Genomic DNA, 19,313 nt, shown 5'->3' with positions numbered 1-19,313 from the left:
ATTCTCCTCAGTGCAGGGTCCCCTCCCGCACGTCGTCGTCGTAGGCGAACAGGGCGTAGCCCACGTCGACGACGGAGAAGCCGGTCTCGGCGGCGATCTCGCGGATGGGCTCGATCATCGTCACGTAGTCGGCGGCGTCGAAGGACTCCTTGCGGCCGTCGAGGTAGTCCAGCCGGTCCAGCGTCGCCCAGACGCGCGTGTCGACGACGGCGTGGCGCTCGGGATCGAGCGCCGCCAGGACGCAGGAGGCCGTCGGCGCCTTGAACCCCGAGAGGCCGGTCAGTAGCTGAATCTGCGAGAAGTCGCCGTCGACGGCGAGCACGTTCGCGGTCACCTCCCGGCAGCGCGCCTCGGGGTTTTTCTCGACGTGGTAGGCGCTCCGGGTCGAGGACTCGTAGGCGATCTCGTAGAGTTGCTCGCGGGTGAGGTGTCCCTGCTCGCGGTAGGTGTCGCCGAACTCGGCCAGTCGCTCGGGCAGGACGCCCTGCGTCTCGCCGTAGTAGTCGAGGTACTCCTCGACGAGTGCCGTCAGGTCCATGCCGGGCGGGTCGGGCCCGGGGCAGTTGGATCTTTTCGGTCGCGAGCACGTCGAACGGCGCGCCGGCGCGCCCGAACGGTCAGCGTTTTCACGCGCACGACGCTACTCCGGGTGTGTCGAAGATTCGTGCGGTCGCGCCCTTCCTGCTGCTGGCGACGCTGTGGGGACTCTCCTTCCCCGCCATCACCGTCGGCCTGGAGACGCTTCCGCCGGTACTGTTCGCCGCCTTCCGCTACGACATCGCCGCCGTCCTCCTGCTCGGTGCTGCGGGAGTCCAGGCCGTCGGCCGGTCCTGGCTGCCGACGACCAGGGCCGACTTCGAGGCGGTCGTCGGCGGCGGCCTGTTCCTGATCGCGGGCAACGGCTTCCTCTTCCTGGGCCAGCAGACGGTCCCCAGCGGCGTCGCCGCGATCATCCAGGGCCTGGTCCCCATCGCGACGGTCCTCTGGGCGCTCCTCTTGCTCCCCGAGGAGACCGTCTCCGCGGTGGGGGCCCTCGGCATCGTCGTCGGCTTCCTCGGCGTGGGGCTGGTGATCCGGCCGGACCCCGCGAACCTCCTGCAGGCCGACCTGATCGGCAAGCTGCTGATCTGCGTGCAGGTGGTGAGCGTCTCGCTCGGCGGCGTCCTCGTCCAGCGGGCCAGCCCCGACATCAGCGGGACGACGCTCGCGGGCTGGTCGATGCTCGTGGGCGGGGTCGTCCTCCACCTCGTCAGCGTCGGGGCCGGCGAACCGCTGACGGTCCCCGCCGGGATCTCGCTGGCTGCGGTGGCCTATCTCGGGGTGTTCGCGACGGCCATCGCCTTCTTCCTGTACTTCCGGTTGCTCGCGATCTACGGCGCGACGGAGACGAGTCTCGTGGGCTATCTTGTGCCGGTCGTCGCGGCGCTGGCCGGCGTCGCGTTGCTGGGCGAGCGGATCAGCCCCCTCGCCTTCGTCGGGTTCGCCGTCATCTTCGTCGGCTTCCTCCTGCTGAAGCGGGCGGCCTTCCGGGAACTGCTCGCCTGATCAGCTATCGTCGTCGTCCGACTCGGCGGCGGCCTCCAGCACGGTCTGGCGGTCGGGGAAGTACGCCGGGGCATCGCGTTCCGTCTCGAACTCGAGGACGCGCTTCAGGGCGGCCCGGCCGTCCGCGGCGTCGGGGAGGTCGGCGGCCAGTTCGGTGTAGCCGACGGCCAGGTCCTGGAAGGCGACCATGCGGGACTGCTCGGCGGCGGCGACCGCCTGGCGCTCCTCGAGGTCTGCCTCCAGGTCCTCGATGGCCGCCACGTCGAGGCCGCCATCGGGTCCCGGCGTGACGGTGCCCTCGACCGCGTCGGCGTGGCCGTCGAGGCGCTCGCGGATCTCGGCCATCTCCGCGTCGAGGTCGGAGAGCAGCTCGTCGATCTCTGCCTCCATCTGGTCGACCTTGCCCAGCAGCAGCCGGGCCTGCGTCTCGCAGTACTCGACGAACGCCTCGGCCGACAGCTCCGCGTCGCCCTCGCTCATAGCGCCCCTACGCACTCCGGTCCGAAGTCAGTTTCCTGTGAGCGAGGCACGGAAGACACATTTCCGTCCAGCACGACCCGCCGGTATGGCCGAACGGCTCCGCGGGGAGGTGCTCCACGTCGTGGCCCCGTCGGAACAGGACGAGTACGACCTCGACGAGGCCCTCCAGACGCTGGCCGAGTCGCGCTACGTGCTGGTCTGCTGGAAGGGCGGCTCGCCCTCCTGGTTCCAGCGGCTGAAGCTCGTGCTCGCCCGGTCGACGCTCGAACCCGTCACCCTGGTCGCCGACGGCCCCGCCGAGGAGGGCCAGATCGTCACCGCCACCGTCGAGGAGACGAGCCTCCCCGGCGTCTACGACGTGACCGAGCTGGAGTCCCCCGCCCCGCAGTAGTTACACCCGACCGACGACGGCCTCGGCGAAGCGAGTGAGGTCACGCTCGGGGTCCTCGCCGGCCGGCGAGACGAGGACGTGATCCACGCCGAGTTCGTCCAGCTCCCGGAAGTACTCCCGGAACCAGTCGACGCCCGCGCGATAGCCCTGGTGGACGTGCTCTGGACCCGCCGTCGGATCGTCGGCCAGGTCCGTCCGGACCGCCATCGCGTAGGGCTTCTCGCCCGCGAGTTCCCGCCAGTCGGCCAGATAGGATTCGAGCGTGTCCTGGGGCAGGTGATAGAAGAACCAGCCGTCGCCGTGCTCGGCGATCCAGTCGAGTTCCTGCCGAGCGTGCCCGGTCGGCAAGAGCGGGAGCGTCCCGGTCGTCGGTTTCGGGACGAGGTCGAGGTCGCCGTCGAGTTCGCCCCACGAGCCCTCGATCTCGGGGAAGTCCTCGCGCCAGACGGTTCGAAGGAGTGTAATGGCTTCGCGGAACCGCTCACCCCGCCGGTCGCGATCGATCCCGAAGGCGTCGAACTCCGGATCGCGGTCGCCGGTCGCGACGCCGAGGACGAGCCGCCCGTCGGAGAGTCGGTCGAGGGTCGCCGCGCTCTTGGCGACGTGGAGGGGGTGCCGGAGCGGGAGGACGACGCTCGCGGTGCCCAGCGCCACCTCGTCGGTGCGGGCGGCGACCTGGCTCAGCCACGGCCAGGTGTCGAAGGTCTGGCCCGCGTCGCCGAACCGCGGCCAGTGGAGGGGGACGTCCCGGGCCCACAGCGCGTCGAACCCGACGCGCTCGGCGTGGGCCGCCAGTTCGAGTTCCCGCTCGGCGGGCGGCCGCGACTCCCGGTTGTCGGTGAGTGGGAAGCCGGTCCCGAAGGTCAACCCGTCGCCGTCGAAGAGCCGCCGGTAGCCCGCGTTCTCGTGGTCGGCCGTCACTCGCTGGACTCGGATCCGGACGGACATGGGGGCTGCGGTTCAGACGTAGCGACCGAGGGACCCGATCGTGGCACGGTCGAGCTCCGCCCCGACCGAATCCAGCAGCGCCCGCCCGTCGAGGACGTGCCAGCCGTCCAGGTAGGCGGCCAGCACCGGTCGTTCACCGTAGGCCCTGGCCCAGTCGCCGGCGCGAACGCGCTGGACGGCCTCGACGTAGACGAACTCGGTGTCCCCTGGCGAGACCGTCAGGGGGTCGCGCACCGGCTCCGTCGGCAGGTCGTCGCGGGCCACGAGCGTCGCGCAGTGATTGCGCGGCATCACCAGCCCGGTGCGGTAGCCGAAGGCCGGCCGGGAGAGCAGGGCCATCAGGAGGACGGCCACGTCGTCGCAGTCGCCCCGTCCGTCGACGAGGGTCTCGGCCGGGTGCCGGACGTACTCCCGGTCACCGGTCGACGCGACGTCGGTCACGTAGGGGAGTCGGGCGGTCAGCGACCGGGCCGCCCGGACGGCGCCGGCGGGTGAGGCGGTCAGTTCCTGCAGCCGTTCCGCGAGCCCGTCGAGGAACGCGGCCGATCGCGCGGCCCGCACGGCCGCCGGAACGGCGGGGGCCGCCTCGCGGGCGCTCTCGTAGGCTGCGGCCGGAATCTCGTATCGAAGTTCCGACGTTCCGGCACCAGTCACGACGGTGAACGAGCGCTCGATGCGGCGATCGTCGGCACCCGTGCGCCGACCGTCGACACCGCCGATGCACCCGCCGAGGCCGGCGGCGACGCCGGCCCCGAGCGCGCCGAGGAGTCGCCTGCGCGTCGGCCCGCTCGCGTCACCGTCGCTCCGCCCCGCGTCCGCTCCGTGTGGCGTTTCTGCGGCCATGGTGTGGGGTAGTCGAGAGGCCGGCGGGGATGCGAGTAAGCGCTGCTATGACCGGTACATCGAGAGACGTTGACGTACGTGGGCGACTGGCGAGCCGGTTTCGTCAACCGAAGTGTTCAACTTGGTAGACCGGAGAGAGTGACGCCATGGCACGCACGCAGATACTCGCGGAGGGTCGACTGTGAGCACCGACACGGGCGACGTGGACCTCGTGGACGCGGCGGTCGTCGAGAACATCGGCCGGGTCGCGCTGTTCGCGGCGCTCATGGGGGCGTTCGCCTACGTCAGCTTCCCGAACCCCTTCTCGCCCGCGCCGGTCACGCTGCAGGTGCTGGGCGTCTTCCTCGCCGGCATCTACCTCGGCCCGGTCTGGGGCGGCACCTCGATCGGCGTCTACCTCGCGGCCGGGGCAGTCGGCGCACCGGTGTTCAGCAACGGCGCCGCGGGCCTCGGCCAGCTCGTCGGCGCGACGGCGGGCTACCTCTGGGCGTATCCGATCGCCGCCGCCCTCGTCGGATTGCTCGTCCACGGCGGGATCGCGGTCGGCGATCCGCAGGACGCCTCACTCGGTCGCCTCGTCGGCGCGATGATAGCCGGGACGGCGGTCGTCTACGTCCTCGGGATCGCGGGGCTGATGCTCGTCCTGGGCCTGGGCCCGGTCGCGGCCTTCACGGCCGGCGCGGCGGCGTTCATCCCCGCCGAGGCGTTCAAGATCGCCGCCGCGGTCGGGATCGTCCGGAGCGACGCCTTCGTCGCCGAATGATCGAGACCCGCGACCTGGTCGCACGGCGGGGCGGGACCACAGTACTGAACGGCGTGGACCTCACCATCGGGGACGGCGAGTTCGTCCTCCTGGTCGGCCCGAACGGCGCCGGCAAGACGACGCTGGTCCGGCAGTTCAACGGCCTCGAGGAACCCGAGGCCGGCGAGGTCCTGGTCGACGGCCGACCGGTCACCGACGACCTCGTGGCGGCCCGGACCGCCGTCGGGATGGTGTTCCAGGACCCCCGCGACCAGTTCGTGGCCGCGACCGTCCGCGCGGACGTCGCCTTCGGGCCCGAGAACCTCGGGTGCTCCCACGACGAGCTCGACCGCCGGGTCGACGACGCACTGGAGACGGTGGGGCTGGACGGTCGGGGGGACGAGCGCCTCGACCGGCTCTCGGGGGGCGAACAGGCCCGGGCGGCCATCGCCGGCGCGCTCGCGATGGAGCCGTCCCATCTCGTCCTCGACGAACCGCTCGCCAGTCTCGATCTGCCCGCGCGCCGGGCGGTGTGTGACCGCCTCACCGCGCTCCACGAGACCGGGACGGGGATCGTCCTCGTCACCCACGACCTCCGGGACGTCGCCGACCTGGCCGACCGGATCGTCGTCCTCGCCGATGGACGGGTCGCGCTCGACGGCGCGCCCGAGGACGTTCGGGATCGGCTGGAATCGTTCGACGTGCGGCCATGCTGAGATACGAGCCGGGGACCACGATCGCGCACGGGCTGGACCCGCGCGCCAAACTCGCCTTCCAGGCGGGGTTCGCCGTGGCCGCGTTCGCCCACACCACGCCGCGCGGACTGGCGGTCCTGTCGCTGGTCGCGCTCGCGGCGCTCGGCTCGGCGGGCCGGTCCCCGATCGGGGCCGCGTACGATCTCCGGTTCGCGCTCCCGATCTTGCTTCTGGCACCTGTCTTCGAGGGGCTGACGCTCGGATCCCCGTGGTTCTCGCTCGCAGATGCCCGGTTCCCGGCGCTGGCGAGCTACCGGGTCTTCCTCCTCTTGCTCGTGAGCGCGGCGTACGTCCACGCGACGCCGGCGCGGGACTCGCGGGCGGCCATCCAGTGGCTCGTCCCCGGCAAGCCGGGTCGCTTCCTCGGCCTCGGCGTGGCCGTCGTCTTCCGGTTCCTCCCGGTGCTGGTCGACGACCTGCGACGCGCCCGCGCGGCGGTGCAGGCACGCCTCGGGACCGAGCGTCCCCTCTCGGAGCGCATTCGTCTAGTGGCGACCGCCGGCCTCCGGCGGATCGACGGCCGCGCAGACGCGCTCGCGCTGGCGATGCAGGCGCGCTGTGTCGCCTGGAACCCGACCCTTCCGAGGCTGACCCTCGGGCTCCGTGACGTGCCGCTCATCCTCCTCACCCTGGCGCTGGTCGCGTCCGCGCTGCTGTGAGTGGCCCGCCCGTCGCGTCGGCGACGCCGAACCACAACGTACTCACTTGCCGACCTGTGAGCCCGTCTGTGTACAGGCCCGTCCAGTACGCCGGCTACCTCGCCCTGTTGGCGACGCCCGCGGTGCTGCTCGCGGACGCCGTCGGCGCGTGGCCTGGGTTCTCGATAGGCCGGGTCACGCTGTGGGCCGGGATCGTCGCGGTCGGCGGACTGGCCGCGGTCACCGAGCGAGAGCGAGCATTCGGCGCGCACGAGGGGAGCGCTTTCGACCGGACGGACGCGCTCGACGCGGCGGCCGTGGCCGTCGCCGCCGTCGTGACGTACTGGCTGGCGGTGTACGGCGGGGTCGGGCCGGTCGTCGCCGCCGCAGCGGTGGGGCTGGCCGCCGGGCTCGCCTTCTCGGAACGGGACGTGGCGGCCTACTGCGGCTCGTTCGTCGGGATGGCGTCGCCGTCGGTCTTTCCCACCGCCGCAGCCGTGCTGGTCGCGGGGGTCGTCTCCGGGGTGGCGTTCGTCGCGGCCAGGGAGTCCTTCGGCGGCGTCGGCGGGAAACTCGGCACGCTCGCGCTCTTCGGCGTCGCGACGACCGTCGCGGTCACCGGGTTCGACTACGCCGCCGGGACCGTGATCCGGTGGCCCGAGGCACCGCCAGTCGTGGCCGTCGCAGTGATGGGGGCCGTCGCGACCGTCGTCCTGAGCCTGCGCCTCGAACTGGGGCCCGTCGTCGGCTCCGCGCTCGTCGGACTGGTCGCCGGGGTCGCGTTCCCACTGATCGCACCTGCGACGGGCGCGACGCTCGCGGCGGTCGCCTTCTGCGCGTCGTTCGTCGGCATGTCGAGCGCCGATCGCCTGGGCGACGAACGCCACGCCGCGCTGGCCGGCGCCCTCTCCGGCGTCGTGTTCGTCCTCGTCTCGCCCGCGCTGGCCGGCGCCGGCGGCAAACTCGGGACCGTCGCCTTCGTCTCCTGCGTGAGCCTCGTCGGTCTCCGAACCCTCCACGACGGTGCGATTCGTCGCCGCCGGTGAGCCACATCCGAAAATGCCGCCTCCGAGCCCCGCTCAGACCACTCCGAGAAGACCCTTCGACGCGAGGGCCAGGACCAGGAGATAGAGGGCCAGGACGACCGCGTTTCGCCGCGGCGCCCCGGGCGCCAGACCGGGCACCCCGAACCCCTGGCGTCGGCCTCCCCGACCCATCATCCCGACCCACCGTCCGCGTCCGAGGTGGTCGCGCCGTCGTCGCTCTGGCCGTCGTCGCCACCGGTTGCGTCGTCGGTCGATCCGTCTCCGTTCGATCCGTTGTCCCCGCCCCCGCTCGAACCGCTGTCCGCCGAGTCCGACCCAGAGGCGTCGTCGCCGGTCGACTCGTCGGCCGTCGACCCGTCGTCGCCGTCGGTCTCGTCGGTGTCGCCGTCGGCGTCACCTGTCTCACCGTCCGTGTCTCCGTCTGCCGAATCGGTTGTGCCGTCCGAGCCGGCCGTCCCCGATTCGGACTCCGCTTCCGTCGACTCGTCGCCGGCTTCGTCGACGTCGTCTCCGTCGCTCTCGTCTGGTCCCTCGTCGCTGCCGTCGGCTCCCTCGCCGCTCTGGTCGGCTTCGTCACCGCCTTCGCTCGGACCGTCGGCCTCGTCCGGACTCCCGTCGTCGGTCGCGTCGGGTGCCGGCTCTGGATCGACGGCGTCGTCGCCGTCGGACCCATCTGGACCGGCGTCGTCGGCCGGCGGCCCGCCGGTCTCGTCCGTCGCCGGTCCGGGGTCGGGCGACTCGGTTCCGTTCTCGTCGAGGTCTCCGCCGTCGCTCGCGGACGGGACGTCGGCCGTCTCGTTTCCGCCGGCAGCGGTCGTTCCGTTCCCGTCGGCGGGGGCCGTTCCGTTCTCGGCGGGTGGGGCCGATCCGTTCGCGTCGAGCGAGCTGAACTGCAGGTCACGGTCCGGGGTCGGCGGTCGCGAGCGGTCGTCGCCGCTGCGAACGTCGAACCGGTCGCCGTCGGCGCTGGCGTCGACGGTCGCGTTGAACCCCTCCCGGTCGACGAGGAGCCCGGCCGAACCGCCGAGTCCGGCCGTCGCAGCCGCGAAGATCACGACGGCCGCGGCGAAGAGGACGACCGTGCGGGTCATCGCTCACCCTCCGTGTCCGTCCGGGCGTCGGCGCCCGGATCCGGCATCGGCCAGTCGGCTCGCCCGAGGTCGGTCGGGTCCTGGGTGCGCTCGTCGGCGGTCCTGGCGTGGTACCAGATCCGTCCGGTCACCCAGCCGGTGACCAGCAGGCCGAGCAGGCCGGCGGTCAGCGCGCCGACCGTGACGGGCGAGGGAGCGCCGACCGTCGCCACTTCGGTGTAGAGGTTCCAGGCGGCGTAGGCGAACAGCGCGAGCGACGCGAGGGCGCTCAGCTTCAGGTCCGCGACGGCCACCGACACCGACGGCGGTCCCTCTGGGGATCCGGCCGCCGCTGTCGATCGCGCGCCGCCTTCCGCTCCTGTTCCTGCCGGAGTGGATTCGGTCGTCTCCCCGGGTGCCGGCTCCGCGTCTTGGTCGCCGGTGTCTCCGTCTCCTTTCCGGGCCCAGGAGACGAGCTCGCTGCCGAGCAGGAGCACCAGTGGGACCAGCACGAGGCCGACGTAGCCCGTCGGCGTGTTCGCCCAGAGGACGACGTGGCCGATGAACGGGATCGTCAGGACGACCCGTCCGAGGACGTTTTCGGGCGCGACCGTCGCCGAGTCGGCGTTCTCGTTCGCGTCGCCCTTCGTGACGTACTCGCCGTCCTGCATCCCGATCACGCGGTGGGTCACCGGGACGTCGCCGTCGCTCGCGCCCGCCTTCTCGTAAGTGATCACGTCCCCCACGGCCACGTCGCGCGAGGCGTCGACGACGACCACGTCGCCGGGCGCGATGTCCGGCTCCATGCTCCCGGAGAGGATGACGAACCCGTGGTCCGCGCCGATCGTCTGCGGGACGGCGAAGACGACGAACGGCAGGACCACCGCCAGCAGTACCAGCGTCCCGAGGACCGTCGCGACCTTCCGCCGTGACGGGGCTCGCTCGCGCAGGGCCCCCATTCGGTCGCTCATCGTCCCCTCCCGCCCGCGGCGGTCTGGACGAGATCGTCGGGACAGCCCCCGTCGTCGGTCTCCGGGGCGCACACGCGAACGAGGACGTGACTGATCCCGTATCGCTCGCCGCTCTTCGAGTTGTGCGGCGCGTAGACCAGCCCGTCGCTGGCCCCTTCGAGAGCGTCCGTCGTGGTCCCGTACGACTCCTCGTCGCGGTCGTACCGCTCGTCGCCCGGGCCGCCCTTGACCAGGACCTCGCAGATCGGGGGGACGCTCCCGCCGTCGGTGGCGACCAGCTCGAACGCGACGCCCGAATCCCCGTCGACGTCGGTCACGCGCAGGCCGTAGCCGACGATCCCCTCGGTGAACTCGTAGGTCCGGCCGGCCCGGAACCGCTCGCTTCCCTCGAGTTCGACCTTGCCGATGGCCCAGCAGCAGTCACAGGCCGCGACCGGCGGACAGGGCGCGTCGTCGACGCCACCGAAGGGGTTGGCCGTCGGATCGGCGTTGCGACACTGCGTCGCCGCGACGTAGAGGGGCAGGCTCGTCGCGCCGGTACCGACGAAGAGTCCGAGGTCGTACTCCACGAGGACGAACAGCTCGTCGGTGAGGCAGCCCTCGTCGTCGGTCGCCGCGGCGGGGTCGAGCCGGACGCCCGCCCGGAACCGCTCGGCGACCGCCTGGAGCGACCCCTCGGCGAGGAGGCTCTCGACCGTTCCGTCCGCGGTGGCGAAGGAGAACCGGACCTGCATGGCCGCCGCGAGCGGGTCCGGCGTGGGGCAGTCCGTCCGCAGCCAGAGACTGGCCGGGTTGTTGACTCCCTCGTCGGGCTGGGGGAGCGCGAAGCGGAGGAGCGTGCTTCCCCGCGGCTGCTCGCCGTCCAGCGTCCCGAGGGGCACGTCGATCCGCGGCCCGTCGACGACGCCGTCGGGGGCCGACGGGTCCACGGTTCCAGTCGCGCCGGGGCCGGAGACGACCCAGTACTCGATCAGCAGGTCGATCAGGCCGGACCGAAGCCGCGCGTCGCCGGACTCGGTGTCGGTGAGGACGGCAGCCGTCCCGGTTCCGGTGACGGCGCCGGCGCCGCAGGCGGCCAGCGACGCGAGGACGCGCCGCCGGTTGAGGCTCATCGCCCCTCCGCGACGAACGGGCTCTCCGCGCCGGTCGGCACCGCGCCGAACCGCACGTCGAAGGTCACGCCGTCGCCCTGCGAGCGATTCGTCGCGTCGGCGTACGGGAAGTCCCACCCGAGCGCGACGCACCGGCTCGCGCCCGGGTCGAGCCCCTCCAGCGCGCGAACCCCGCTCGCCGACCCCGCGTCGCTGCCCGTTCCGAAGGCCTCGGCCAGCGTGGCCCGTTCGACGAGTGGGCTTTCCAGCCGCTCGTCGAACTGCTTTCGACCGTCACAGGTGCCAAGCGGGGAGCCGTCCCGCCAGACCTCGACGCGGAGCTCGTCGTCGAGTTCCCCGTCGGCGTCCGTCGTATCCCCGGCCGCCGCCTCGGGACCGTTGATCCCGTGCTCGTCGTCGGCCGTGATCGCGGTCCGGAGCCAGACGTCGACCGGCGCCGGGACGAAGTCACCGTCGTCGACGGCCTCGATGCCGACGACGAGGACGCCCTCGTCGCCCGGCATGACGCCGCCGATGGCGAGCACCGGCCCGGACGCGTCCGTGACGTACGTCGCCTCGGTGACGTAGCCCGGAGCCGTCTCCGGGTCCAGCGCCGCGTCGAACCCGGTCGGGTCGGTCCCGGCGTGAGTCTCCTGGAAAACGCCGTCGTAGCGTTCGTACCAGGCGACCCGGACCCGCCGGTCGTCGAGGTCCGCGGTCGCCGCGTAGGCGTAGTGCGTGTACTCCGGCCCCCCGCGGCCGCTCATCACGCCACCGGCACCGAGCGTCCCGATGCCGATGGTCCCCAGCAGTTGTCGTCGTGTCAGTTGCATCTTGAAATCTCCGCGTCGTTCGTCTGTCTCTCCTGGTTACCTGTCGGCATAGGTATGGACTCGTGGCCGACCGATACGGTCACCCTGCGGACCGATCCCCCGGTCCTCGACCGCCGGTACGGTGCCCGTACACCCGCGCTCACCGGCCGCGCGTCTCGCTCCGAAACCGCGAGACGGTGGCCCCGTGAACGGTCCGTGAACGGTCGGCCGCGACCCGCTCAGGCGCTCACCGGTCCGCTGCCGTCGTTGTTGCGCTCCTGTTCGGTGTAGAAGCCCAGGTCGAACGACACCGTGTCGCCCTGCACCTCGTTGCCGACCTCGAACGGCAGTTCCCACGAGAGCGCGACGCAGTACATCAGACCGTTGCCTTCGAAGGCATCGCGGTCGTCGTCGGTGTCCGGGTCGTTCAGTTCGTCGTACAGCGTCAGGACGTTCCCGTCGAGCGGGATGCCGTCGTCGGCGGACAGTTCCGCGAGGACGTTCGCCAGCGTGTCCTGCATGACGACCTTCTCGGCGACGAACTGGCTCGCCAGCACCCCGAACACCGTCTGGATGGTGGTCGGGTCGTCCACGTCGAAGAAGTACTGCGAGTCGCCGCCGGCGCTGCCGGCCGCGCCGGCCATCGACTGGAGCACGGCGTCGTTCGCACTCCCGACCGAGACCGTGTACAGGTCGGTCGCCGGCCCCGGCGAGGCGGCGCGCGCGTCTGCGGCCGCGCCCTGGGGCGAACTGAACTGCGTCGAGCCCTGCCCGTTGAACGACTCGCCGTCCGAGAGGACGACGTTGGCCGCCCGGGCGCCCGAGCGCCCGTTGGTCGCCAGTTCGCCCTGGGCGTCGTCGACGCCCTCGCCGATGTAGGTCCCGGTGGCGATCCCGCTGCCCGCCGCGGGGTCCGGGTCGCCGTCCCCGTCGAAGGGCGTCGAGCCCGCGCCGCCGCTCACGACGTTCGCGAGTTTCTGCCGGAGGCCGGTCAGCGCCGCATCGACCGTCGAGAGGTTCGACGTGAGCGGCTGGAGCACGCCCGTGCGCGGCACGGAATCGTCGCTCCCCTCGCCGTCGAAGTAGGCCACGCCCACCTGAACGTCGGCGTTCTGGTCGTCGAGGTATCCGACGAACTCCCGGACCGCGAGTTCCACCAGATCGATCTTCGTCGTCTCGCCGTAGGTGGTTCCGTCGACGGTGATCTCGTCCTCGCCGACGACGCCGCCGAACTGCCGGTACAGCATCGACCCCGAGAAGTCGAGCGTCAGCATGACGTCGGCTGGTTCGGCCGCGTCGTGGACGTTGTCGCAGTCGGCGTCGTACCACAGCGTCGCCTCGATGGCGTCGGCCAGGTCGCCGCCGTCGGACTCGTCTACCGCGAGTTCCGGATCGGTGTCCACGCCCTCGCTCTCGGTGACGTTGTCGGCCTGCATCCAGACGTACCCCGGGTTGTCACAGAGGTGGAGACTGAACGTGATCTCGCCGCTGTCGCCGGGTTTCACGTCGCCCAGCTGGACGAGCGACTCCTGTTCGGTTCCGGTCGTCGGGTCGGTCCCGAACGACGCCTCCGAGAGCGGCGGAATGTTCTCACACCCCAGCATCGGGAGGTTCCGCCCGTTGCCCTCGGGGTCGTCCTCGTCGAGGAAGTCGCTGTATTTCAGCTGGCCCGCGTCGTTGTCGGCCGGGATCGACTGCTCGCCGTCCCCGTCGTGGTCGGGGTGTGCGTTGACGAACGTCGTCTCGCCGTTCATCCGGTAGTGCTGTTGCCAGTCCACCAGCAGGTCGAGTTCGCCGGCCACCAGCTGGTTGTTCTCGAACGCTTCCGTGTCGCTGAAGAACGCCGAGGTGCCCAGTCCTGCGCCGGCGGACGCGAGGCCGATGCCACCGAGGCCGGCCAGCACTTTCCGTCGGCTGAGGTCGTACAGTTGCTTGTCGTCTGTCATGGTATGTGTTTGGTGTCTGCAAAACGCCGGGTTCGGGAGTCTCAGTCGCTCAGCGACGCTCCGAACGGCGCGTCGTTGTTTCGGCTCTGTTCGGCCTCGACGCTAATGTCGAAGGCGACGGAGTCGGACTGGACCTCGTTGCCGACCTCGAAGGGCAGTTCCCACTCGAAGCCGATGCACTGGGTGGTCACGCCGGGGTAGGGCTGGACGCCCTCCTCCTGGCGGTTCCCGTCGAGCAGGACGCCCTCGGACAGCTGGGCGAAGACGTCGCTCATGCTCCCCTCGGCGATGACCTGCTCGCCAGCGAGCACGATCTGTGCGATCTCGGCGTAGACCGTGTCGAGGTCGGACGGGTTGGGGGCGACGAACGCGTCGTCCGGGCTGGACGCGAGCTGCTGGAGCAGGCTGGTGTTCGCGTTGCCCAGCGCGATGGTGAAGATGCGGATGCCCGCGTCCTTGGCGGCGTCGGCCGCCGAGATCGCCGCGGAACTGCTCGAGTTCCCGTCGCTCAGCAGGATCATGACCTTCGACGCGCCGGGAGTGGCGTTCGTGCCGTTGAGTAGTTCGTTCTCACCGGCGGCGACGCCCGCGGCGATCGAGGTCTGCCCGCCCGCGGTGTAGTTGTTGATGGCGTTGATCACGTCCCCGTAGGTCGTCGTCAGCTCCTGGTCGACCGAGGCCGACGAGTTGAACGAGATCGCGGCGGCCTCGTCGGGCGACGAGAGGTTGTTGACGAAGTCGACCGCGGCGGTCTTCAGCGCGTTCAGCGGCGCCCCGCCCATCGACCCGGAGACGTCGCTCACGAGCGCGACTTCCAGTTCCTGCTGCTCGCCGGTGCCGGTCGGTTCGTAGACGTTGTCGCAGTCCTCGTCGTACCAGACGCGGACCTGGATCTCCTCTGCGAGTTCGCCGATGCCGTCGGTGTCTACCCCTTCGGCCGCGATCTCGGGGTCGTTCTGGCCGTTCTCCGCGTTCTCGCCGATCTCGCCGCCCAGCCGAAGGTACGCCGGGTTGTCACAGATGTGGATGCTGATCGTGACCTCGCCGTAGTCGCCGGGCTTGACGTCGTCGAGAGTGAACACCGGGATCCCGTCGCCGTTGACGAGGAACTCGTCGGCCTCGGGCGAACAGAACTGGAAGTCCTCGCCCTGGACCAGGTCCTCCCACGCCTGCATGTCGGCCGGGCTCGGCGCCTGGTCGAGCAGGTAGACGCCGTCGCCCAGATCCTGGGCGTCCGGGTAGTTCTCCTGGATGGCCGCCAGTCGGCCGGCGCCGCCCTCGTAGGTGGCCTTGTAGTCCAGTTTCAGGTCGAGCGTCCCCGCGGTGAGGGAGTTGTTCTGGAACGTTTCCGTGTCGCTGAAGAAGGCGGAAGTGCCGAGACCCGCCCCCGCCGAAGCGAGGCCGATGCCGCCGAGGCCCGCGAGCACTTTCCGCCGGTTGATGTCGTATAGCTGGTTGTCGTCACTCATGATCTAGTTCCCCGAGGTGGTGTTCGTCTGCCCGTTCGCGAACGGTGAGTCGTTGTTGCGGACCTGCTGGGTCTCGAAGACCAGGTCGAAGGACAGTCCGTCGCCCTGGATCTCGTTGCCGACCTCGTAGGGCAGTTCGAGCAGGAGGCAGAACTCGTAGGTGTCCGCCACGTTCTCGTCTTCGCCCGCGGCGTCGCTGCCGACCATCATCGGGTCGCCGTTGTCGTCCTTGACCACGTACCCGCCCGAGAGGACGTCGTTCGCCTCGACCGCGTTCGTGTAGTGCGCGTCGGGACCGGCCACGCCGTCCTCGTCGGGTTCGGCGTAGTCGATCGTCAGCAGATCGCTGGCGTTGTTGAACACCGGGTCGAGCGTCGAGAGCCCGGTCCGGTCGCCGCTGTCGTCGTAGGCCTGCCAGACCGAGGTCAGCAGGGCGGTGCCCAGATCGGCGTCGTTGTCGGCGTCCCCCTCTTCGGCCTGTTCGGGCTCGGGGTTCGCGCCACCGGTCTCCGTGAAGTTCTCCGTCGCGACCTGCACGTAGCCGGGGTTGTCACCGACGCTGATCTCGAAGCAGACGATCGCCCAGTCGCCGGGCTTGACGTCGTCGACCTGGAGGCCGAGAATCGGATCTTCGCTGTCGGCGACGACCGAGACGTCGAGGCCGCCCTGGTCCACCCAGTACTGGTTGGCTGCCACCACGTCGGCCGTGACGCTCATGTCGAGGGTCCCGGCGGTGAGGGTGTTGTTCGAGAAGGATTCGGTGTCGCTGAAGTACGCGGAGGTACCGAGTCCCGCGCCCGCGGAGGCGAGGCCGATGGCGCCGAGCCCGGCCAGCATCTTCCGTCGCGACACGTCGTACAGTTTCGGGTTGTCGTCTGTCATGTTGGTTTCCACCCCGCGCCGGTCGTCCCACCCAGGGTCGGCCCGGTTCGGGTTACCTGCTCCAGGGGGGTCGGGGACTTACTCATGCAGTAATTCCGCAGTTTGAGGGCCTGAAACGCAAGATCGTACGGTCTCCGTACCGGTTTTCAACGACCGCGTAGGGCGACCGTATGGGTCCGTTCAGGTCGGATAACGCGTCCGTACCGGTCCGTCCGGGGGCCGTACCGAATTGTAACGACCCGGTGTCGTCTCGGTACGCTGGCTATACGTAAGATCCGCGGACGCGTCGGTGAACGCAATGTTCTCGCACGCGTCGATCCCGGAATCGGACGTCTACTACCTGCTGGGCAACGCCCGCCGCCGGGCCACGCTGACGGCGCTGTGGCGGCGGCAGGCGGAGTCGGGCGAGAGCTGGTTCGCGTTGGGCGGCGCCAGATCCGGCCGGCCGGTCGAGGCGGTGACGCTGCGCGAGCTGTCGGAGCTGATCGCGGCCGAAGAGGCCGGCGTCGCGCCCGCACCCCGGCCCCTGCGCCAGAGCGTCTACAACGCGCTTCACCAGACGCACCTGCCGAAACTCCACGAGTTCGGCCTCGTCGAGTACGATCCCGACAGGAAGCTCGTCCGACCGCGGCCGGAGAGCCGCCACCTCCACCGGTACATGGACACCGTCAACGCACTCGGCGTGACCTGGGGCGAGTACTACCGCGCGCTCGGGATCTGCGGCCTCTTCGCGGTCGTCGCCTCCCTCGCGGCGATCCCCGGGTTCGGGGCGGTCGATCCGCTGGTCCCGGCGACCGGAACGCTGGCAGTGTTCGCGCTCTCGACCGGCTACCAGCTCCTGGGGCGCACGCGCGGTCGCCTGCGTGGGCTGCTGTCCAGGCTCCGCTGATCCGGATTTTCACGGCGGAGAGGCGCCCACTGTGTGAGATAATCACATGTCTGGCGATAATCACAACCGAACGAACAGGGAAAGCGGTTTTCTATGCACGATCGTCATTAATACACGAGCATATAGAAATATATATCTGAATCAGATGGACAAAGCAGCAAGTATTTAAATTCAAAAGTGCTATCGAACGTCGGGTGGGTCAATGGCAACAATGCGGTCGGCAGAGCCAGCAGCGGCTGACAGAGAGTCTCTGTCGACGGAGACGATCTTCGAGACGTTGAGTAACAGGCGACGGCGGTACGCCCTGCACTATCTGAAACGAGTTGGCGAGCCGGTGACGATCCGCGACCTCTCCGAACAGCTCGCGGCCTGGGAGAACGGCGTCGACCGGTCGCAGGTCCGCCCGAAAGAGCGCAAGCGGCTGTACACGGCCTTACACCAGACCCATCTCCCGAAGATGGATCGGCTGGGCGTCGTGACCTACGACAGCGACCGCGGCGTCGTGGCGCTGACGGAGACGATCGACCAGTTCGACATCTACTTCGATCTGGTGGCCGCCGAGGACATCCCGTGGAGCCAGTTCTACTTCGCGCTCGGGGGCGTGACGACCGCCATCGTCACCATCGCGGCGCTGGGCGTTCGCCCGTTCGCCGGGATCGGCGGATTCGCGTACGCACTCCTGATCGCGCTCGCGTTCACCGCCATCGGGGGATATCACACCCTGCGCGACGGTCGCCGAGTCGTCGGGTCCGCCGCCGCGCCGCCGGAAACCACGATCACACCCCCCGACGAGGGCGAGCGGGCACTCGCCGGGGACGACTGAACGCACCGACGTCGGATTCCGGGACACTGGCAGACAGCACAGCGACGGCTCTCGTGGTTCTTGCTGGCCGAAAAAATCGCTCGGGTTCGATCAGGCCGTCTCGGTCACCGCGTCCTCTGGGTCGGCCGCGTTCGACTCACCCTCGGCGGCCTCCCGGAGTTCCGTCTCGATCTCCTGGCGCCCTTTCTTGAACTCGCCGAGCGCCTGCCCCGACGACCGCGCGAGCGCGGGGAGCTTGTTGGCACCGAACAGCAACACGGCGATGCCGAGGATGACGAGCAGTTCTGGTCCCCCGGGGACCCCGACGAACAGGTGGAACGTGTCCATGGCACTCGTAGGGGCGATCGGGGTATCAGTATGACCGGCGTACGTGACAAAAAGAATATAACTCCGGCCTCTGATCGCTCGGTGCGGCCGTCCGGACGACCCTCACGCGAACTCGAAGGAGTCGATGCAGTGCTGACACCGATCGGCGTCCAGCGGGAGCTGGTCGACCTCGTCTTCGCGCTCGTCCTCGGCCGGAGAGTACTGGCAGTCCGTCCTGTGCCACTTCCCGCTCGATGACTGTACGTATTCCATGTGTATCACCCACCCGTGCCTGTGGTCCCGTCGATCGCCGGCCCGACGCCGCCCCCGCAGTCGCCGGCCCCGTGGCCGTCTGCCGAGCGACCGCGGCGAGCGCCGTCGCCGTCCGGCCCGATCGGGCCCGCGGGGCCCGCGAGCACGGCGCGACGGTCCCGCTGGACGCCCGTGAGATCGTGCATAGTTGAATGCTGACACTCCTCGCCGTAATTAGATTGATGGTCGAATCGGCGCTGGCGGTCGAACCCACAGGTACTACCGAGTGGCGCTCCTAACGCCGTCGTGACCCGAACACAGCAGTACCGGTGTGTCGATTGCCTCGACAGCACCGTGACTCGCGAGTTCGACGTCTCGCACCTCTCACGCACCTGCGAGATCTGCGACGCGTTCGCCCGCTTCGTCAACGCCGCCGTCCTCGAGACGTTCGAGGGCTTCGAGGACGCCCCGCCCGAGGACCTGGACTGGGAGCGCCTCGACCGCCCGGAGAAGTTCCAGGTCGCCGAGCGGATCGCCCGCCACGGCCACGAACTGACCGACTTCGAGGTCGAGGCCCAGGGCGACGGCGCGGAGACCTGACGGCCCGGCTCGAACACGGATTCGCACGGAGTCCGGGGAACGTCCGATCCCGCGATGCTTTTACGTGACATCGGGGGCCAGAGACGGCCAGGGGAGACTGTATGCCACAGACGGACCCGAGCGGACCGACGGAGGGGCCGGACGACGAACAGGGGGGCGCGGACGTGGACCGTCCGTCCCGGAGCGACGCGGTCTCGGTCGCCGAGATCGAAGCGACCTACGACGAGAAGGCCGAGCAGGTCGCGCGGTGGCAGTGGTTGGACCGCCTGTTCGCCGGGCGCTACCGCGGCCGGCAGTTCGCGGGGGCGAGCGGCCGCGTCCTCGACGTTGCCTGTGGCACCGGGCCGAACTTCCGGTATCTGACCGACGCCAGCGAAATCGTCGGCGTCGACCTGAGCGCCGCGATGCTCGCCCAGGCCCGGGCGGAACTCGACCGCCTGGATCGGTCCGGCCGGGTCCAGCGGATGGACGCCCAGCGACTGGCGTTCCCGGACGACGCCTTCGACACCGTCGTCTCTTCCTTTTCGACCTGTACGTTCCCGGACCCCGTGGCCGCCGTCCGGGAGATGGCCCGCGTCTGCGACCCGGACGGACGCCTCCTGCTGCTCGAACACGGACAGAGCGACGCCGCACCGCTGGCGAAACTGCTCGACTGGCGCGCGCCGGCCCACTACGAGAAATCGGGCTGTCGGCTGACCCAGGAGCCGCTGGCCCACGTCCGCGAGGCGGACCTGTCCGTCGAGCGCTCTGAGACGGCGCTGTTCGGCGTGCTCACCGCCATCGAGGCGCGACCGGGAGAGACGTAGAATAATTG

The 19,313-nt window shown here is 70.2% G+C and carries 24 protein-coding genes; 10 read left to right on the top strand and 14 right to left on the bottom strand.

The window, feature by feature from the left end:
• Positions 1 to 7: 7 nt before the first annotated feature.
• Positions 8 to 538: a hypothetical protein gene (locus U5918_RS10285; RefSeq protein ID WP_336001263.1), complete on the bottom strand. Its 531-nt coding sequence runs from the start codon at positions 536 to 538 to the stop codon at positions 8 to 10.
• A gap of 113 nt (positions 539 to 651) precedes the next feature.
• Between U5918_RS10285 and U5918_RS10280 the strand changes: the two genes are divergently transcribed.
• On the top strand, positions 652 to 1,545 hold the full coding sequence (locus U5918_RS10280) for a DMT family transporter (protein ID WP_336001262.1): 894 nt from the start codon (positions 652 to 654) through the stop codon (positions 1,543 to 1,545).
• Here U5918_RS10280 and U5918_RS10275 read toward each other — a convergent pair whose 3' ends face one another.
• Entirely contained in the window at positions 1,546 to 2,025 is a 480-nt protein-coding gene (locus U5918_RS10275; protein WP_336001261.1) for a hypothetical protein, read from the bottom strand.
• Between the two features lie 85 nt (positions 2,026 to 2,110).
• On the opposite strand from U5918_RS10275, the gene U5918_RS10270 reads away from it, so the two are divergent.
• Positions 2,111 to 2,416, top strand: a complete 306-nt coding sequence (locus tag U5918_RS10270; protein WP_336001260.1) for a DUF7526 family protein — start codon at positions 2,111 to 2,113, stop codon at positions 2,414 to 2,416.
• Here U5918_RS10270 and U5918_RS10265 read toward each other — a convergent pair whose 3' ends face one another.
• Positions 2,417 to 3,364: a TIGR03571 family LLM class oxidoreductase gene (locus U5918_RS10265; protein ID WP_336001259.1), complete on the bottom strand. Its 948-nt coding sequence runs from the start codon at positions 3,362 to 3,364 to the stop codon at positions 2,417 to 2,419.
• 12 nt (positions 3,365 to 3,376) lie between these two features.
• The gene (locus U5918_RS10260) at positions 3,377 to 4,207 is read right to left on the bottom strand and encodes a transglutaminase-like domain-containing protein (RefSeq protein ID WP_336001258.1); all 831 of its coding nucleotides are present in this window, start codon (positions 4,205 to 4,207) and stop codon (positions 3,377 to 3,379) included.
• A 181-nt stretch (positions 4,208 to 4,388) separates the two neighbouring features.
• On the opposite strand from U5918_RS10260, the gene U5918_RS10255 reads away from it, so the two are divergent.
• From U5918_RS10255 to U5918_RS10240, 4 genes are all read left to right on the top strand, one after another.
• The gene (locus U5918_RS10255; protein ID WP_336001257.1) at positions 4,389 to 4,970 is read left to right on the top strand and encodes a biotin transporter BioY; all 582 of its coding nucleotides are present in this window, start codon (positions 4,389 to 4,391) and stop codon (positions 4,968 to 4,970) included.
• Positions 4,967 to 5,665, top strand: a complete 699-nt coding sequence (locus tag U5918_RS10250) for an energy-coupling factor ABC transporter ATP-binding protein (RefSeq protein ID WP_336001256.1) — start codon at positions 4,967 to 4,969, stop codon at positions 5,663 to 5,665. Before U5918_RS10255 ends, U5918_RS10250 begins: the two co-directional genes overlap by 4 nt.
• Entirely contained in the window at positions 5,659 to 6,363 is a 705-nt protein-coding gene (locus tag U5918_RS10245; RefSeq protein ID WP_336001255.1) for an energy-coupling factor transporter transmembrane component T family protein, read from the top strand. The genes U5918_RS10250 and U5918_RS10245 overlap by 7 nt, the downstream gene beginning before the upstream one ends.
• Before the next feature lie 68 nt (positions 6,364 to 6,431).
• Positions 6,432 to 7,388: a hypothetical protein gene (locus U5918_RS10240; RefSeq protein WP_336001254.1), complete on the top strand. Its 957-nt coding sequence runs from the start codon at positions 6,432 to 6,434 to the stop codon at positions 7,386 to 7,388.
• Positions 7,389 to 7,558: 170 nt separating this feature from the next.
• Here U5918_RS10240 and U5918_RS10235 read toward each other — a convergent pair whose 3' ends face one another.
• The 7 genes from U5918_RS10235 to U5918_RS10205 form a co-directional block, all read right to left on the bottom strand.
• Positions 7,559 to 8,479: an ICP22 family protein gene (locus U5918_RS10235; RefSeq protein WP_336001253.1), complete on the bottom strand. Its 921-nt coding sequence runs from the start codon at positions 8,477 to 8,479 to the stop codon at positions 7,559 to 7,561.
• Positions 8,476 to 9,429: a signal peptidase I gene (locus U5918_RS10230; RefSeq protein WP_336001252.1), complete on the bottom strand. Its 954-nt coding sequence runs from the start codon at positions 9,427 to 9,429 to the stop codon at positions 8,476 to 8,478. Before U5918_RS10230 ends, U5918_RS10235 begins: the two co-directional genes overlap by 4 nt.
• Positions 9,426 to 10,541 (bottom strand): hypothetical protein, encoded by a 1,116-nt coding sequence (locus U5918_RS10225; protein WP_336001251.1) that lies wholly within the window; start codon positions 10,539 to 10,541, stop codon positions 9,426 to 9,428. The genes U5918_RS10230 and U5918_RS10225 overlap by 4 nt, the downstream gene beginning before the upstream one ends.
• A complete protein-coding gene (locus U5918_RS10220; RefSeq protein ID WP_336001250.1) occupies positions 10,538 to 11,353 on the bottom strand; it encodes a hypothetical protein in 816 nt (271 codons plus the stop codon). The genes U5918_RS10225 and U5918_RS10220 overlap by 4 nt, the downstream gene beginning before the upstream one ends.
• 218 nt (positions 11,354 to 11,571) lie before the next feature.
• Complete coding sequence (locus tag U5918_RS10215; RefSeq protein ID WP_336001249.1) at positions 11,572 to 13,278, bottom strand: vWA domain-containing protein; 1,707 nt, start codon at positions 13,276 to 13,278, stop codon at positions 11,572 to 11,574.
• Positions 13,279 to 13,319: 41 nt separating this feature from the next.
• Positions 13,320 to 14,747: a vWA domain-containing protein gene (locus U5918_RS10210; RefSeq protein ID WP_336001248.1), complete on the bottom strand. Its 1,428-nt coding sequence runs from the start codon at positions 14,745 to 14,747 to the stop codon at positions 13,320 to 13,322.
• Between the two features lie 3 nt (positions 14,748 to 14,750).
• Positions 14,751 to 15,629, bottom strand: coding sequence for a SipW-dependent-type signal peptide-containing protein (locus U5918_RS10205; RefSeq protein WP_336001247.1), 879 nt, complete (start codon positions 15,627 to 15,629; stop codon positions 14,751 to 14,753).
• Positions 15,630 to 15,927: 298 nt separating this feature from the next.
• Between U5918_RS10205 and U5918_RS10200 the strand changes: the two genes are divergently transcribed.
• Both U5918_RS10200 and U5918_RS10195 read left to right on the top strand, forming a co-directional pair.
• The gene (locus U5918_RS10200) at positions 15,928 to 16,518 is read left to right on the top strand and encodes a DUF7344 domain-containing protein (RefSeq protein ID WP_336001246.1); all 591 of its coding nucleotides are present in this window, start codon (positions 15,928 to 15,930) and stop codon (positions 16,516 to 16,518) included.
• A 202-nt stretch (positions 16,519 to 16,720) separates the two neighbouring features.
• Positions 16,721 to 17,341, top strand: a complete 621-nt coding sequence (locus U5918_RS10195; protein WP_336001245.1) for a DUF7344 domain-containing protein — start codon at positions 16,721 to 16,723, stop codon at positions 17,339 to 17,341.
• A 90-nt stretch (positions 17,342 to 17,431) separates the two neighbouring features.
• Here U5918_RS10195 and U5918_RS10190 read toward each other — a convergent pair whose 3' ends face one another.
• From U5918_RS10190 to U5918_RS10180, 3 genes are all read right to left on the bottom strand, one after another.
• On the bottom strand, positions 17,432 to 17,668 hold the full coding sequence (locus U5918_RS10190) for a Sec-independent protein translocase subunit TatA/TatB (RefSeq protein WP_336001244.1): 237 nt from the start codon (positions 17,666 to 17,668) through the stop codon (positions 17,432 to 17,434).
• 102 nt (positions 17,669 to 17,770) lie between these two features.
• Positions 17,771 to 17,920: a hypothetical protein gene (locus U5918_RS10185; protein WP_336001243.1), complete on the bottom strand. Its 150-nt coding sequence runs from the start codon at positions 17,918 to 17,920 to the stop codon at positions 17,771 to 17,773.
• A gap of 5 nt (positions 17,921 to 17,925) precedes the next feature.
• The gene (locus U5918_RS10180; protein WP_336001242.1) at positions 17,926 to 18,105 is read right to left on the bottom strand and encodes a hypothetical protein; all 180 of its coding nucleotides are present in this window, start codon (positions 18,103 to 18,105) and stop codon (positions 17,926 to 17,928) included.
• 100 nt (positions 18,106 to 18,205) lie between these two features.
• Between U5918_RS10180 and U5918_RS10175 the strand changes: the two genes are divergently transcribed.
• Together U5918_RS10175 and U5918_RS10170 are read left to right on the top strand one after the other, a co-directional pair.
• Positions 18,206 to 18,499 (top strand): hypothetical protein, encoded by a 294-nt coding sequence (locus U5918_RS10175; protein ID WP_336001241.1) that lies wholly within the window; start codon positions 18,206 to 18,208, stop codon positions 18,497 to 18,499.
• Positions 18,500 to 18,600: 101 nt separating this feature from the next.
• The gene (locus tag U5918_RS10170; protein ID WP_336001240.1) at positions 18,601 to 19,305 is read left to right on the top strand and encodes a class I SAM-dependent methyltransferase; all 705 of its coding nucleotides are present in this window, start codon (positions 18,601 to 18,603) and stop codon (positions 19,303 to 19,305) included.
• The last annotated feature ends 8 nt before the right edge of the window (positions 19,306 to 19,313 follow it).

The organism is Halorientalis sp. LT38, from assembly GCF_037031225.1.
GTDB classification, from domain to species: Archaea; Halobacteriota; Halobacteria; order Halobacteriales; family Haloarculaceae; genus Halorientalis; species Halorientalis halophila.
This window is presented reverse-complemented; position numbering and strand designations above follow the sequence as displayed.